Annotated in this window: 16 protein-coding genes; 13 read left to right on the top strand and 3 right to left on the bottom strand. The window is 52.5% G+C overall.

All coding sequences use genetic code 11. The features are described from left to right. Positions 1 to 79: 79 nt before the first annotated feature. The 11 genes from DW743_RS11735 (at position 80) to DW743_RS11685 (ending at position 11177) form a co-directional block, all read left to right on the top strand. Positions 80 to 403 carry an anti-sigma factor antagonist gene (locus DW743_RS11735; protein WP_022461763.1) on the top strand — a complete coding sequence of 108 codons (324 nt, stop codon included), beginning with the start codon at positions 80 to 82 and terminating at the stop codon, positions 401 to 403. Between the two features lie 38 nt (positions 404 to 441). Beyond that, complete coding sequence (gene spoIIAB, locus DW743_RS11730) at positions 442 to 912, top strand: anti-sigma F factor (protein WP_270423031.1); 471 nt, start codon at positions 442 to 444, stop codon at positions 910 to 912. Positions 913 to 945: 33 nt separating this feature from the next. Further along, entirely contained in the window at positions 946 to 1662 is a 717-nt protein-coding gene (locus DW743_RS11725; RefSeq protein WP_117761617.1) for a SigB/SigF/SigG family RNA polymerase sigma factor, read from the top strand. 193 nt (positions 1663 to 1855) lie between these two features. After that, on the top strand, positions 1856 to 2410 hold the full coding sequence (locus DW743_RS11720) for a helix-turn-helix domain-containing protein (protein ID WP_055228043.1): 555 nt from the start codon (positions 1856 to 1858) through the stop codon (positions 2408 to 2410). Positions 2411 to 2746: 336 nt separating this feature from the next. Further along, on the top strand, positions 2747 to 3964 hold the full coding sequence (locus tag DW743_RS11715) for an aspartate aminotransferase family protein (protein WP_117509834.1): 1218 nt from the start codon (positions 2747 to 2749) through the stop codon (positions 3962 to 3964). A 163-nt stretch (positions 3965 to 4127) separates the two neighbouring features. Beyond that, complete coding sequence (locus DW743_RS11710) at positions 4128 to 4748, top strand: cytidylate kinase-like family protein (protein WP_117509835.1); 621 nt, start codon at positions 4128 to 4130, stop codon at positions 4746 to 4748. 3 nt (positions 4749 to 4751) lie between these two features. Beyond that, positions 4752 to 6275 (top strand): APC family permease, encoded by a 1524-nt coding sequence (locus DW743_RS11705; RefSeq protein WP_117761618.1) that lies wholly within the window; start codon positions 4752 to 4754, stop codon positions 6273 to 6275. A 78-nt stretch (positions 6276 to 6353) separates the two neighbouring features. Then, complete coding sequence (locus DW743_RS11700; protein WP_117761651.1) at positions 6354 to 7538, top strand: iron-containing alcohol dehydrogenase family protein; 1185 nt, start codon at positions 6354 to 6356, stop codon at positions 7536 to 7538. Between the two features lie 187 nt (positions 7539 to 7725). Beyond that, positions 7726 to 8670, top strand: coding sequence for an AAA family ATPase (locus DW743_RS11695; RefSeq protein WP_117761619.1), 945 nt, complete (start codon positions 7726 to 7728; stop codon positions 8668 to 8670). A 6-nt stretch (positions 8671 to 8676) separates the two neighbouring features. Beyond that, positions 8677 to 9807, top strand: coding sequence for a DUF58 domain-containing protein (locus DW743_RS11690; RefSeq protein WP_022461768.1), 1131 nt, complete (start codon positions 8677 to 8679; stop codon positions 9805 to 9807). Further along, the gene (locus DW743_RS11685; RefSeq protein WP_117761620.1) at positions 9798 to 11177 is read left to right on the top strand and encodes a DUF4129 domain-containing protein; all 1380 of its coding nucleotides are present in this window, start codon (positions 9798 to 9800) and stop codon (positions 11175 to 11177) included. The genes DW743_RS11690 and DW743_RS11685 overlap by 10 nt, the downstream gene beginning before the upstream one ends. 1 nt (position 11178) lies before the next feature. On the opposite strand, the gene spoVAC is transcribed toward DW743_RS11685, so the two are convergent. Genes spoVAC through DW743_RS11670 form a run of 3 tightly spaced genes read right to left on the bottom strand, consistent with a single transcriptional unit; the run spans position 11179 to position 12719 of the window. Then, positions 11179 to 11652, bottom strand: coding sequence for a stage V sporulation protein AC (gene spoVAC, locus DW743_RS11680; RefSeq protein WP_022461770.1), 474 nt, complete (start codon positions 11650 to 11652; stop codon positions 11179 to 11181). Positions 11653 to 11671: 19 nt separating this feature from the next. Then, positions 11672 to 12094, bottom strand: a complete 423-nt coding sequence (locus tag DW743_RS11675; RefSeq protein ID WP_191901198.1) for a stage V sporulation protein AB — start codon at positions 12092 to 12094, stop codon at positions 11672 to 11674. Beyond that, on the bottom strand, positions 12051 to 12719 hold the full coding sequence (locus DW743_RS11670; protein WP_055219984.1) for a stage V sporulation protein AA: 669 nt from the start codon (positions 12717 to 12719) through the stop codon (positions 12051 to 12053). The genes DW743_RS11675 and DW743_RS11670 overlap by 44 nt, the downstream gene beginning before the upstream one ends. Before the next feature lie 157 nt (positions 12720 to 12876). Between DW743_RS11670 and spoVAD the strand changes: the two genes are divergently transcribed. Together spoVAD and DW743_RS11660 are read left to right on the top strand one after the other, a co-directional pair. After that, positions 12877 to 13896 carry a stage V sporulation protein AD gene (gene spoVAD, locus DW743_RS11665; protein WP_055219982.1) on the top strand — a complete coding sequence of 340 codons (1020 nt, stop codon included), beginning with the start codon at positions 12877 to 12879 and terminating at the stop codon, positions 13894 to 13896. A 13-nt stretch (positions 13897 to 13909) separates the two neighbouring features. Further along, on the top strand, positions 13910 to 14266 hold the full coding sequence (locus DW743_RS11660; RefSeq protein ID WP_117761653.1) for a SpoVA/SpoVAEb family sporulation membrane protein: 357 nt from the start codon (positions 13910 to 13912) through the stop codon (positions 14264 to 14266). Positions 14267 to 14410 lie beyond the last annotated feature (144 nt).

Genomic DNA, 14410 nt, shown 5'->3' with positions numbered 1-14410 from the left:
CACAAAAGATGAAATTCGCTTTACGGCGAAAAATCTTTTGTGTTTTTTATTTTATGACAGGAAAGAGGGAGGATAGGAAATGGATAATCGTGTTTGGGTGAAGGATGCGGTGATGACGATTCGGCTTCCGGAAGAGGTGGATCATTTTGTGGCTGACCGGCTTCGGGAGGAGGCGGGGGAGATTTTGGTGGAGAGGAATGTGAGGGAGGTGGTGTTTGATTTTCGGAAGACGGTGTTTATGGACAGTTCGGGGATTGGACTGGTGATGGGGAGGTTTCGGGAGATGGAGCTGATTGGCGGGAAGGTGAGAGCGGTGCATGTGGGAGAGCGGATGCGGAGGATTCTGGTGATGTCGGGGGTGACGCGGGTGATTGAGGTGGAAGAGGAGAAGACGTGGAAGTAGGTTTTGGACGGGGAGTGGGCAGAAAGGGGAATGGGATGATGCGAGAAAGGATGAAAACAGAAGAGAAGATGCGGTGGAATACGATGACGCTGGAATTTGAGAGCCGTCCCTGCAATGAGAGTTTTGCGCGGGTGTCTGCGGCGGCGTTTCTGGCGCAGCTGAATCCGACGGTGGAGGAAGTGGCGGATGTCAAGACGGCGATTTCGGAGGCGGTTACGAATGCGATGATTCACGGATACCGGCAGGAAAAAGGGAAAATTCAGATGAAGTGTGTGCTGGATCTGGAGGAGAAGGTGTTTCAGGTGACGGTAAAAGATACCGGCGTCGGGATCGAAAATGTGGAGAAGGCGATGGAGCCGATGTTTACGACCTGCCCGGAGCTGGAGCGGTCGGGGATGGGGTTTTCGTTTATGGAGGCGTTTATGGATGAGCTGGAAGTAAGGTCGCATCCGGGATGGGGGACGGAAGTGGTGATGAAACGGAAAATCGGTGTGCATCCGGAAATGTAAGGGCCGGATCGGAAGTCATAGGAGTCAGAATGCATGGAACATACGCTTGCCCTGATCGAAAAGGCACACGAAGGGGATAAAGCGGCAAGGGATACACTGGCAGAGGAAAATATGGGACTGGTCTGGAGCATGGTGAGGCGGTTTGCAAACCGCGGGGTGGAGATGGAGGATCTGTGCCAGATCGGGAGCATTGGGCTGTTGAAGGCGATTGATAAATTTGATCCTTCGTTTGAAGTCTGTTTTTCGACGTATGCGGTTCCGATGATTGCGGGGGAGATCCGGCGGTTTCTGCGGTCGGAGGGGATGGTGAAGGTGAGCCGCCCGATCCGGGAACTGGCGTGGAAAGCGTATGCGGTGCGTGAGCGGCTGGAGCGGGAGAACGGGCGCGATCCGACGCTGGCGGAGATAGCGGGGGAGCTTGATGTTACCGTGGAAGAAATCGTGGAGGCGATGGAGTCCGGCGCGGAGGTGGAATCGCTGCAGAAGACCATCTATCAGGGGGAAAACCACGATATTTCTCTGATGGACCGCATTCCGGAAAAAGAGAACGGGCAGGAAAAGCTGCTGAACCGGATTTTCTTGGAAGAGCTGTTGGGACGACTGCCCGCGAAGGAGCGGCAGCTCATCTACATGCGCTATTTTCAGGACATGACGCAGGCGCAGATCGCCGGAAAACTGGGGATTTCGCAGGTGCAGGTGTCGCGGATGGAAAAGAAGATTCTGCGGCAGATGCGGATGGAAAAGATCTGACAAAAATACAAATCCGGCGGAAGGGCGCTTTTCCTGGGAAAGGCAGAGAAAAGCGCCTGAAACCCGGGCGGATAAAGGAAGAAAAGAAAGGCGAAGCGGGGAAAGGCGGCAGAAAGTTTAAAAATATTCACTGGAATATCGGAGGAAGGTGTGCTACAATGAGCGAAATACGAAGAAAGGCAGGTGGAAGAACATGGATTATCTGACAGAAAATGTGGCGGTCAATCTGAAACGGATCCGGCAGTCGAAAGGGATGAGTCTCGACCAGGCCTCAGAGCAGACCGGGGTCAGCAAGAGTATGCTCTCGCAGATCGAAAAGGGAACGGCGAACCCGTCGCTTGGCGTGCTCGGGAAGATTACGAGCGGCCTGCGGATTGAATTTCAAGAGCTGATTGCAACGCCGCTGGTGGATAGTTATCTTGTGACACCGGAGGATCTGGTTCCGACGAAAGAGCTGGAGGGGCAGTACACTGTGTGGACGTGCTTTCCGTATGAGGACACGCGGCTTGTGGAAATCTACCGCATCGACATCGAACCGGGCGGAACGTATGTGAGCGGCGGCCACGGAGAGAAAACAAGAGAGTACCTGGTGGTGACAGATGGCGTGATGACCGTGGAGTGCAATGGAAAAGAGCATGAGATCCACCTGAAGCAGGCATTCCGTTTCGAGACAGACCAGACCCACATCTACCGCAACAGAGGGACGGAGAAGACGAGCTGCATGTGTTTCTTTCTCGACTATCACTAAAAGCCGCAGAATAACAGGCTTTCTTTTTTTGAATGAACTGTTCAATATAATGGACAGAAATCCGCTGGAACATCAGAATAAAAAACAACGGATATGAAAAAAATACGGCGGAAGACGAAAAAACATCAAAAAAATAGAAAAAGCGGGTGTTAAAAAAAAAACAAAAATAAAAAACTTTTTAAAAAAAAGTAATTGACAAATATAGGGAGTGGTGCTATTGTATGGTTGTACAAAATAATAAACGAAAAACAAAGCAAAGACGCTTACCAACGAGTAGTCTTTGCTTTTTTGTTTTTTATTTAAAAAATCTTTTCAACGCTATGGGAGGATAACACTATGAGATTAAAAGACACAGGATTAACGGTTCAAGACATCAAAGACAAAGTAAACAAGTACATGATCGAGACCTACGAGCGTTTCGATTTCCTTGCAGAAACCGCAGAGGGGATGTACATGTACGACGAAAACGGAACGCCGTATCTTGACTTTTACGCAGGAATCGCCGTAAACAACGCCGGAAACAGAAACCCGAAAGTTGTTGCAGCAGCAAAAGAGCAGCTCGACGATATCATGCATACCTTCAACTATCCATACACCATCCCGCAGGCACTGCTTGCTGAGAAAGTCTGCGAGACCATCGGCATGGACAAGATTTTCTATCAGAACTCCGGTACCGAGGCGAACGAGGCCATGATCAAAATGGCAAGAAAGTACGGCATCGAGAAATACGGCCCGAACCGTTACCACATCGTAACCGCAAAGATGGGCTTCCATGGAAGAACCTTCGGTGCCATGTCTGCAACCGGTCAGCCGGGCAACGGATGCCAGGTTGGATTCGGACCGATGACCTACGGTTTCTCCTATGCACCGTACAATGATCTGCAGGCCTTCAAAGATGCATGTACCGAAAACACCATCGCCATCATGGTTGAGCCGGTACAGGGCGAAGGCGGTGTTCATCCGGCAACGAAAGAGTTCATGCAGGGACTCCGGAAGTTCTGTGATGAGAACGACATGCTGCTTCTGATTGATGAAGTACAGACCGGCTGGTGCAGAACCGGTGCGGTAATGTCTTACATGAACTACGGCATCAAACCGGATATCGTATCCATGGCAAAAGGTCTTGGCGGCGGAATGCCGATTGGCGCAATCTGCGCAACAGCTGAAGTAGCAAAAGCCTTTACCCCGGGATCTCACGGAACTACCTTCGGCGGCCATCCAGTCAGCTGTGCAGCAGCACTGGCAGAAGTCAACGAACTGATCGACCGCGACCTTGCCGGAAATGCAAAGAAAGTCGGTGATTACTTCGCAGAAAAATTAGCAAAACTGCCGCATGTCAAAGAAGTCAGACATCAGGGACTGCTGGTCGGCGTAGAGTTTGATGATACCATCAGCGGCGTAGAAGTCAAACATGGCTGCCTTGACCGCCATCTGCTGATCACAGCCATCGGAGCGCACATCATTCGTCTGATCCCTCCGCTTATCGTAACCGAGGAGGACTGCGACAAGGCAGTTGCTATCATCGAAGAAACCGTAAAAGCTCTGGAAAAATAAAGAATTCTTATAGAAACAAAGAAAATCTCATAGCGTGAAAAGAACAGGACAAGGACGTCAAAAAGCAAAGAACCATGCTTCGCCCCTGTCCTGTTTTTCTTTTCATTCTGTGAATCGGAAACAACAGGTAAAACAGAGAAATTAAATGTGAGAGGAAAACGGTATGGGACATCTGGTTATCACAATCGGCTGCGAGTACGGAGCCAAAGGAAATGCCATCGGCAGGAAAATTGCGGAGGATCTCGGAATTAAGTTCTACGACCGCGATCTGGTGGATCAGATTATTGAAGAAGTCGGAATTCCGAAAGACATCATGAACCGTGTAGAAGAGGGCGGTACGATTGCCGGAAAAGGAGCCGAGGGCGATGTCCGTGGATCCTTCTCAAAATATGCGGACCTGACCGAGCGTGCGATTCATGTACAGAAGCAGATCATCCGGAAACTGGCAGAAAAAGAGGCCTGCGTCATCATCGGACGATCCGCGGATTACATCTTAAAGGACAGCAAAGATATCAAGCTCCTCCGGGCTTTTATCTATGCACCGGATGAGATCCGCATTCAGAATATCATGAAGAGCCACAGCCTTTCCGAGAGCGATGCAAAAATTCTGCTGCTCGAGAAGGACAAACGGTATCACAAGCGTCATCTGGCGCTGACCGGCAGCAACCGCGGAGACCGGCACAACCGAGACATTCTGATCAACAGTGCATTCCTTGGTGTGGAGGGCACAGCGGAGTATCTCGAGGAACTGATTCAGAAGAAATACGGAAGCGGGGAGGAATAAGCCATGGAACAGAAAAAATCAGAATTTGACAAAGTATTAGGTGCATGGGATATTCTCGTCATCGCTTTCGGAGCCATGATCGGCTGGGGCTGGGTCGTATCCTCAGGAAGCTGGATTCAGAAGGGCGGCGTTGTCGGAGCTTCAATTGCGTTTGCGATCGGCGGTGTCATGATCTTCTTCATCGGACTGACTTACGCAGAACTGACTGCAGCGATGCCGCAGTGCGGCGGCGAGCACGTCTTCAGCTACAAGGCAATGGGCCAGAACGGTTCGTTCATCTGTACCTGGGCGATTATTTTAGGATACGTCAGTGTTACGTGTTTCGAGGCGTGCGCCTTCCCAACCATCATCACATATCTGTGGCCGGGATTCCTGAAAGGCTATATGTACAGCGTGGCAGGATTTGATATCTATGCTTCCTGGGTAGCCGTAGCCGTTATTGTAGCGTTCCTCATCACACTGATCAATGTGCTGGGCGCAAAAACAGCAGCCGTCCTGCAGACGGTCCTTACCTGTATCATCGGCGGCGCTGGTATCCTTCTGATTGTGGCATCCGTGATCAACGGAGATTCCAGCAATCTGCAGGGACAGATGTTCGTCGGCGAGAGCACCGGAACGATGTTCCAGAACATCATCAAAGTTGCTGTTGTTACCCCGTTCTTCTTCATCGGCTTTGACGTTATCCCGCAGGCCGCAGAGGAAATCAACGTTCCGTTAAAGAAAATCGGTAAAATGATGATTCTCTCCGTTGTACTCGCTGTTGTTTTCTATTCCTGTGTTATCCTGGCTGTCGGCTATGTGCTGAACCCGTCCGAAATCCTGAGCTCGGAAGCAGGAACTGGACTTGTCACAGCAGATGCGATGGCGAAAGCGTTCGGTACAGCGGTTATGGCAAAAGTCATCATCGTCGGCGGTATGTGCGGTATCATCACATCCTGGAACTCCTTTATGATCGGCGGTTCCCGTGCCCTGTACTCTATGGCTGAATCCTACATGATTCCGCCGATGTTCGCAAAGCTTCATCCGCAGCACAAAACTCCGATCAACGCCCTGTTCCTGATCGGCGCGCTGACTATGCTGGCTCCGTTTGCAGGACGAGGCATGATGGTGTGGATCTGTGATGCAGGTAACTTTGGATGCTGTCTTGCCTACTGTATGGTATCTCTTTCCTTCCTGATCCTGCGGAAGAAAGAGCCGGATATGCCGCGTCCGTACCGTGTTCCGGCGTACAAATTTGTTGGAACGATGGCAGTTCTGATGTCCGGATGCATGGTGCTTGTTTACTGCATTCCTGGTTCCGGCGGAACACTGGTATGGCAGGAGTGGCTGATGGTAGGCGGCTGGAGCCTCCTCGGTGTTGTATTCTTTGCAGTCTGCAAGTTCAAATATAAAGAGAAGTTCGGCAGTCTGATCGAGCTGATCTCCGACGAGGACGCAGCGTCCCTGATGCCGGAGGCAGACGATGCGGAACTCGACGTTGTCATCGATGCAGCAATCGACCGTGTCCTTGCCAAAATGGCTGGCTGAAGCTGAGATAGGATAAAACAAAGCGTGTCGGAAAGAAAAATTTTCGGCACGCTTTCTGAAAGAAAGGGGAAAAATAAGATGAATCCATTCGAATTTTCGATTCCACAGAATATTATTGTCGGAGCAGGAACGCTTGCCAAACTGCCGGAGTGTGCCAAGAAGATGGGCGGAACCCATGCGATGATTCTTTCCGGTCCTACCCTGAAAAAAATGGGCGTTGTGGACAAAGCAGCGGACAGCCTGAAATCGGCAGGCATCGCAGCCGATATTTTCACAGATATTGAGGCGAATCCGTCTGTGACGACAGTAGAAAAAGCAACCGAGAGCTATCTTGCTTCCGGCGCAGACTTTCTCGTAGCACTCGGCGGCGGTTCTCCGATGGATGTAGCAAAGGCCGTCGGTGTGACGGCAAAATACGGCGGAAGCATCACGGAATACGAAGGCGCACACAAAGTGCCGGGAAAAATTGTCCCGCTGATTGCCATTCCGACGACTGCGGGAACCGGCTCCGAGGTGACCGCATTTTCCGTGATCACCGACCACAGCAGAGATTACAAGCTGACCGTATTCAGCTATGAACTTCTTCCAGAGTACGCGATTCTCGATCCGGAACTTTTAACTTCCGCTCCGGCATCCGTTGCGGCAGCGTGCGGTATCGATGCCTTTATCCATGCGGAGGAGGCTTATATTTCCACAGCCGCATCTCCGTTCTCCGATGCCATGGCAGAAAAAGCGATGGAATTGATCGGTAAAAATATCCGCCGTTTCGTGGCGCGCAGAACCGATCTCGAAGCTGCAGAGGCGATGCTGACCGGTTCGCTGTTCGCGGGTATTGCATTTTCCTACGCAAGACTTGGAAATGTCCATGCAATGAGTCATCCTGTGAGCGCCTTCCTCGATGTGCCGCACGGCGTGGCAAATGCCGTTCTGCTTCCGGTCATCGCAGAGTACAATGCACTGGCAGACCATGGAAGATATTTGAAGATCTACAACTACATCAGCGAAATCCCGGCATACGCCGATGAATTTGAGCCGATGATGCTGGTCGGCGCGGTCCGCGAGCTGACCGCAGCCATCGGAATCCCGGCCAGCCTGACCGATGCGATCCGCCAGGCGGCAAAGGGAAAAGAAGTGACAGCAGAGGAGATCGAGAGCAAAATCGTGCCGATGGCGGTAGATGCGATGAAGAGCGGAAACATCGCCGTCAACCCGAGAGCGTCCCGTCAGCAGGACATCGAGGCGCTGTACCGGAAAGCACTGTAAGAGACAAGCTAATTTATAGAAGAAACCGTAAAGGGCGATGCTGTGAAAAGTATGTACAGCATCGTCCTTTTTCTGCTTGTCTTCCGAAAATATGTGCAGTAAAATAAATTTATCGTGCTGTTCTCATAAAACAGAACAGCGAGGGGTGGATTTTTTTATTAAATCTTACTATTGGAGGAAGCAAAACATGGAAAATAATGTATTGCAGCAATTAAAAGAAAATATCGCAAAGGTCATGATCGGAAACGAGCGCACGATCGAGCTTGTCCTGACCTGCCTTGTTGCCAAAGGTCATATCCTGCTCGAGGATGTCCCGGGAACAGGAAAAACGGTCATGGCGAAATCCCTTGCGAAATCCGTCGAGGCAGAGTTCGGCCGCATCCAGTTCACACCGGACTTACTGCCGTCCGATGTTACCGGTCTCAATTATTTTGATGCTAAAAGCGGAGAGTTCGTCTTTTCGAAAGGCCCTGCCTTCTGCAACATTCTGCTTGCCGATGAGATCAACCGTGCAACGCCGAAGACGCAGAGCAGCCTTCTCGAGTGCATGGCTGAGCGCCAGATCACCGTGGACGGTGTGACACGGCCGCTTGAGGAGCCGTTCCTCGTCATCGCCACGCAGAACCCGCTCGAGACGCTCGGAACCTTCCCGCTGCCGGAGGCGCAGATGGACCGTTTTTTAATGAAACTTTCGATGGAAGCATTAAGCCCGGCGGAAGAGACACAGATGATCGCCCGTTTTCTGACCGAGGAGCCGCTCGCCGAGCTGTCGTCCGTCTGCCAAAAAGAAGAAATCCGTGCCCTGCAGGAGGCGTGTAAAGAAGTCTACCTGCATCCGGAACTGGTACAGTATCTCGTCCACATCGTACAGGAGACGAGAGTCAACAGCAAATTTGCAAGCGGTGTGAGCCCGCGTGGAACACTCGCATTTTTACGTGCCGTACAGGGCCACGCGCTGGTGCAGGGACGAAACTACGTTGTGCCGGAGGACTTCAAGACCGTGGCTGTTCCGGTACTCGCACACCGTCTCACCATGCAGATCGGCGCAGACGACGGAAGAGCCGCAGAATCGGTGATCGAGGAAATTTTAAACCGCATCGGTCTGCCGACCGAAAACTGGTCAGGAAGGTAACGGACTATGCTTCTTTTATTACTATTTGGAATGGCGCTTGCCTGGTTTCTGCAGAAAAAGCTGTACCAGAAAAACTGGCAGAAAAATCTGAAAATCCAGGTCAGCTTCCAGGATTCTGCGATCTATGAGGGCGAGGAGAGTACGTTAAAAGAGGTCGTCGTAAACGACAAACTGCTGCCGATTCCGGCACTCGAGCTTGGCATTTCGATGAGCCGCAATCTGGAATTCGACCGCGAGGCAAAAGCAAACGCGAGCATCACCGACCAGAGCTACAAACGCGATGTCTTTTCGTTCCTGTTTCATCAGCAGGTCACGAGAACACTGCCGTTTCAGGCGAAAAAACGAGGATTCTACGAGATCACCGGTGCGCATGCCGTAGCGTACGATCTTTTTTTCCGGGAGGGTCTTTACAGCGATTACCCGCAGCAGACACAGATGTACGTTTACCCGCGCCAGGTCGATACTGCACGGATTCAGATGATCTGCCGTGCCGTGTCGGGCATGGTTCTGTCACGGAATCGCCTGTACGAGGACCCGTTTGAATTTTCCGGTATCCGCGATTACCGGAAAGAAGACCCGATGAACCGCATCAACTGGAAATCGTCGGCACGGATGGGAGATCTGATGGTCAATCAGTTTGACGCGACGACGAGCGTGGAAGTTACGGTGCTTCTCGATATCGAGGACGCCAACATTCTGCGCGAGGAAGCGCAGGTCGAGGAGAGCATCCGCATCACGTCTTCGCTTGCGGCGCGGATGGTGAAAAACAAGATGAATCTGTGGGTGAAGAGCAATGCGAAAGATGAGGAGACCGGCGAGGAGCTGCGTGTCCATCTGGCAGCGGGCGCCGGAAAAACAGCGGAGCTGAACCGGAAACTGGCGTGCGTGCAGCTTGGGGGCAATCTCACAGGCAGCGCGGAGTTTCTGCACAAAGAGGCGGAAAAAGAGCTCACCGGCCACACCTACGTTGTCGTATCCAAAAACAGAACCGATGAGGTCCGTGAGGCGCTTCATCTGCTCTCTGGTGCGCAGAACCAGGTTCTGTGGGTGATTCCGTATCTGCCGGGCGAAGAAGTTCCGTCGGAGCAGAACCGTGCGTACACCGCAATCGGCTGGGAGGTGAAACCATGGAAATAAAAAAGACACCGGTACAGATCCCGCTGACCTGGCTTCATGTCTGGCTTTTATTCGCCGGCATCTATGGCTTTGCCGCCGGTTTTCTGGAGCTGACGGGAAGGGAGGCGCTGTATTTCTGCGCCATATCCTTATTGCTGCTGATTCCGGCCGCTGCAAGCTGGATTCTGATCCGGAAAACGAAAGCACTCTGGCAGTTTCTGCTTGGCGGAATTGCGGTCTGCGCGGTGACGTATCTGGCAGCGAAATTTTTCTGTTCCCTGTTCAGTGTGCAGGCGGCAGCGGTAATTGAAGCGGCTGCGGCGGCAAACGATGGAAAAAACAAGTTTGAGAACGGTATTTCTCCTGCATTTCTGGAGAGCCTTTCCGGCGTGATGACGGGTCTTATGGCCGCTGTGATTTTCCTGATCCGCGGCTATGTCAGAATCCGCAAAGACCAGTTAAAGAAAGCAGCGCAGGAACTGCCGGCCGGCTCAATGCCGCTGGCGGATATGGAAGCGTGGGAGATCCCGACGCTCCTCGATGAGCCAAAGCCCCTTCATTTTCTCTGGTTTATGATACAGTATGTGATCGGTGTGCTGATGAAAATGCCGTTCTACTGGCATCTGATCTACTGGTTTTTCTTTGCAGATGTATTCCTGTGCTTCTTCTGCCAGTACCTCGACGGCATGCACGGGTTCATCCGTGACCATCAGAAAATCGCCAATCTCCCGGTGGAGACGATGCAGCGGACGGGAAAACTGATCCTGAAAATTGCAGTACTCCTTCTGGTACTGTTCGTGCTCCCATCGGCGCTCTACGGAAAGGATCCGATTGCGGAGGCGATCGCAGGTTATGAGCCGAAAGAGCTGGAAAGCGATCTTACGATCGAAACACCGGAGGCCGAGACGCCGCAGGGCATGGAGCAGGCCGATCTGTCCGATATGCTGGGGGACAAAGAGTACAAACCGATGCCGCAGTGGATCCAGAATCTTTTTACGGCGGTCATGTATCTTGTGATGGTTGCCGTCGGAATCGCGGTTCTGCGGGCGATTTACCAGAGCGTAAAAAATGCGGGAAAAGCCTTCTCAGAGGATGAGGAGGACGAAGTTCTCTTCCTGCATCAGGGAAACGACGAACGGGAAAATCTGCCGTGGCGGCGGGAAAAGAAAGAGGGCTATCTCTCCCCGAATATGCGTATCCGCCGGCAGTATAAAAAAACGATCAAAAAAGCCGGAAAATACCAGCCGACCGGAGCCGAAACCCCGGCGGAGCTGGAAGAGAGAAACGAGCTTTCCGGCGACGGTATGAGACGGCTGCACGACGGCTATGAAAAAGCCCGTTACAGCCGCGAGGGCTGCACAAAAGAAGAGGCGGAAGCGCTGCGGAACTGATTTAAAACCAGTTCCCGGCAGCGGTCCACAGCCAATAGAGAAAGCCGAGCAGCCAGCTTGCAAAGACACCGTACAGAATGACAGGTCCGGCGATGGTGAAAATTTTCGCACCGATGCCGAAGACCTGTCCTTCTTTTTTATATTCAATCGCAGGAGCTGCAACCGAGTTGGCAAAGCCGGTGATCGGGACGAGCGCACCGCAGCCGGCAAAGGTGACGATTTTCTGATAGATGTTGAGGCCGGTTAAAATCACACTGCTAAGGATCAGAATCAGCGAGCACCAGGAGCCGGCGTCATCTTTGCTGAGCGAGAACTGCGTTTTGCCGATATGGAGCAGAATCTGCCCCACGACACAGATCAGACCGCCGACGATAAAGGCTTTTGCCATATTGCAGAAGAGATTCTGCTTTGGCGTCACCTCTTTGACAAACTGTTCGTATTCTTTTTTTGCCCGTTCACTTTTTAAACTCTGCATCACATCTTACCTCCAGTTCTTATTGAAATCCACTTGCAAAATAATAGAGAGAGCCCGCGATTTTCCCTGCCGCCATGCAGAGAATTACAAACGGCAGTCCGCGCGTCAGTCCGATCCGGCGGCAGAGGATCGAAAACAGGTTGACGACTTCGCCGAGCGCGATGATCCAGCTTCCCAGATAAATGCCCGCAAAAAGCCAGAACACACCGGCCGTCCAGGAGGGCAGGGAAAACGAGAAGGTGCCAAGCGAGAAAAGATCGCCGAACAGCGCCCCGGCCATACAGCAGCATTCGTAAAAACGCAGGCTCCCTGCTGTCTTTGTGATGCCGGCGTACCGTGTCACGATGCCAAGGCCGATCACAAGCGCGACAAGGCCGCTCGCGATGAAAAAGCCAAGGCTAAGACCGGCTGTGATCAGCAGGATCTCTGGCAGGATTCGCATGAAAAGCCTCCTTTCCTTTACCGGAGCGGTCGTTCTGTTCGATAATGGTCGTATCGATATCATCCTCGTAGACCCGCATTTCCACCTCGAGCGGCGTCGGGTCCTGCGTGAATTTCCGCCGTCCGAAATGGTTGAAATAGAGCACGACGCCAAGGCCGATGCCGATGGAATATGAAATTTCCAGCACCGAAAATCCGGGCGTCATCTGCGGGAGAAAACGGGTGTAAACATCCAAAAACAGCTCGCGGACGCCGATGTCGGTGTGGAAGGTCATAATGGAAAACGCAGTTCCGATAAACGTAAGGATGCCGACCAGAATCGTTTTGCACCAGCTGATCCAGGTGTTTTTCTGACGCGGATCCTCGTACGTTAAAATAAAATTCGGCTCGCCGATGTGGGTGACATCGACGTGCTCCTCGGCCTCCGTGACGAGGCGGACGAGGGTGGAGGCGGAGCAGACGTAGCGCCCGTATCCGTCATCGGGAAGATGCGCCACGCGGCGGACCTGATTGCGGGCGAGGACAGCGCCGTCTGAACAGGAAAGCTGCGCCACATCGCCGAGCGTCACGACGGGACTGGTGATTTTGATATTCCGCTCCGTCTGAAGATACAGCATTTCACTCATGAAAAACATTCCTCTAAAAGTTTCTGAAACAGGATTTTTGTGCTACAGCGTACAGAGTTCCCTAAAACAGGAAAATCATGCGTAAGAATGGAAAAAACGGAAATACTGAAGGTCAGAAATGGTAAGACGCAAAATAAGAAAACGGAGGAATTTGCCGATGAGACAGATGACAGGAAAGCAGAGCATCTCGTTTGCCAAAGCCGTCTATATCGAGGGCAGCGCGGCGATTGTAGGAGAAAAGGAAAAGGATGGACCGCTGGGCGAATACTTTTCGCACACGCTTTCGGACCCGATGTGCGGGCAGGAGAGCTGGGAGGAGGGCGAGAGTGAACTGCAGCTTGCCACCGCGAAGCTGGCAATGCAGAAAGCCAATGTGAGGCCGGAGCAGATCCGCATGATTTTTGCGGGCGATCTTCTGGCACAGTCAATCGCATCATCGTTCGGTCTGGTGGATCTGAACTGCCCGCTCTACGGCCTGTTCGGTGCCTGCTCGACGATGGGAGAGGCGCTTTCGCTTGGCGCGATGGCAGTCGCGGGAGGATACGGTGACCGGGTGCTGGCGGTGACATCGAGCCACTTTGGAACGGCGGAGAAGGAGTTCCGTTTTCCGCTCGCCTACGGAAACCAGCGCCCGCCGTCCGCGAGCTGGACGGTGACGGGAAGCGGCGCGTGTGTGCTTGGAAAAACGAAGAGCAGAGTGAAAATCACGGGCGCTACGACGGGAAAAATCATTGATTACGGGCTGAAAGACAACCAGAACATGGGCGCCTGCATGGCCCCCGCTGCGTGCGATACGATTGCACAGAATCTCGTCGATTTCAACCGGGAACCGGCCGATTACGACCGCATTGTGACGGGAGATCTCGGCGTTGTGGGGCGGGAAATTCTGCTGGAGCTGCTGAAGAAAAAAGGATACGATATCTCGGAACAGCACAGTGACTGCGGCATGCTGATCTTCGATCCGGCAAAACAGGACACCGGCGCGGGCGGAAGCGGCTGCGGCTGTGCGGCATCGGTGCTGGCGGAGTATCTGCTGCCGAAGCTGGAAAACGGAGAGTGGAAGAGGATTCTGTTTGTACCGACTGGTGCGCTGATGTCGAAGGTCAGCTTTCAGGAGGGCAGCAGCGTGCCTGGTATTGCACAGGCGGTTGTAATCGAGCGGGAGGAGGATGTGTAAAATGGGAACGTTTATGGAATATTTCAATGCCTTCTGGGTCGGCGGCCTCATTTGTGCCCTGTGCCAGATTCTGCTCGACCGCACGAAAATGCTGCCGGGAAGAATTATGGTAACGCTTGTGTGCACGGGCGCGGTGTTGAGCTTTATGGGACTCTACGATCCATTTGCAGAATACGCCGGGGCAGGCGCGTCGGTGCCGCTGCTCGGATTCGGGCATCTTTTGTTTCAGGGAGTAAAAGATGCCGTAAAAGAAAGCGGATTTTTAGGATTGTTCCAGGGCGGATTAAAGGCGGGGGCTGTCGGAACATCAGCGGCGTTGATTTTCGCGTATCTTGCAAGCTGGATTTTCCAGCCGAAGATGAAAAAATAGCAGGTGAAAAATTGCGCAGAAGCAGGCGGACTGATATAATAAAGAAAAATGCCGCAGAAAAAAGCAGAATCGCAGCGGCAGGACGAATACAGAAAAAAGCGGGTGTTTTGCGGAAAAAACATCAAAACACCCGCGACAGGAAGA

The sequence above is a fragment of the Blautia sp. AM28-27 genome (genome assembly GCF_003480905.1).
In the GTDB taxonomy this organism is placed as follows: Bacteria; Bacillota; Clostridia; order Lachnospirales; family Lachnospiraceae; genus Fusicatenibacter; species Fusicatenibacter saccharivorans.
Note: the sequence above shows the minus strand (reverse complement) of the source record. Positions and strands in the feature narration are given on the sequence as shown.

Excerpts from the sequence above, each read along its gene's own strand:
- DW743_RS11735 (WP_022461763.1), top strand. The coding sequence starts at position 80 with ATGGATAATCGTGTTTGGGTGAAGGATGCGGTGATGACGATTCGGCTT.
- spoIIAB (WP_270423031.1), top strand. The coding sequence starts at position 442 with ATGCGAGAAAGGATGAAAACAGAAGAGAAGATGCGGTGGAATACGATG.
- DW743_RS11725 (WP_117761617.1), top strand. The coding sequence starts at position 946 with ATGGAACATACGCTTGCCCTGATCGAAAAGGCACACGAAGGGGATAAA.
- DW743_RS11720 (WP_055228043.1), top strand. The coding sequence starts at position 1,856 with ATGGATTATCTGACAGAAAATGTGGCGGTCAATCTGAAACGGATCCGG.
- DW743_RS11715 (WP_117509834.1), top strand. The coding sequence starts at position 2,747 with ATGAGATTAAAAGACACAGGATTAACGGTTCAAGACATCAAAGACAAA.
- DW743_RS11710 (WP_117509835.1), top strand. The coding sequence starts at position 4,128 with ATGGGACATCTGGTTATCACAATCGGCTGCGAGTACGGAGCCAAAGGA.
- DW743_RS11705 (WP_117761618.1), top strand. The coding sequence starts at position 4,752 with ATGGAACAGAAAAAATCAGAATTTGACAAAGTATTAGGTGCATGGGAT.
- DW743_RS11700 (WP_117761651.1), top strand. The coding sequence starts at position 6,354 with ATGAATCCATTCGAATTTTCGATTCCACAGAATATTATTGTCGGAGCA.
- DW743_RS11695 (WP_117761619.1), top strand. The coding sequence starts at position 7,726 with ATGGAAAATAATGTATTGCAGCAATTAAAAGAAAATATCGCAAAGGTC.
- DW743_RS11690 (WP_022461768.1), top strand. The coding sequence starts at position 8,677 with ATGCTTCTTTTATTACTATTTGGAATGGCGCTTGCCTGGTTTCTGCAG.
- DW743_RS11685 (WP_117761620.1), top strand. The coding sequence starts at position 9,798 with ATGGAAATAAAAAAGACACCGGTACAGATCCCGCTGACCTGGCTTCAT.
- spoVAC (WP_022461770.1), bottom strand. The coding sequence starts at position 11,652 with ATGCAGAGTTTAAAAAGTGAACGGGCAAAAAAAGAATACGAACAGTTT.
- DW743_RS11675 (WP_191901198.1), bottom strand. The coding sequence starts at position 12,094 with ATGCGAATCCTGCCAGAGATCCTGCTGATCACAGCCGGTCTTAGCCTT.
- DW743_RS11670 (WP_055219984.1), bottom strand. The coding sequence starts at position 12,719 with ATGAGTGAAATGCTGTATCTTCAGACGGAGCGGAATATCAAAATCACC.
- spoVAD (WP_055219982.1), top strand. The coding sequence starts at position 12,877 with ATGAGACAGATGACAGGAAAGCAGAGCATCTCGTTTGCCAAAGCCGTC.
- DW743_RS11660 (WP_117761653.1), top strand. The coding sequence starts at position 13,910 with ATGGAATATTTCAATGCCTTCTGGGTCGGCGGCCTCATTTGTGCCCTG.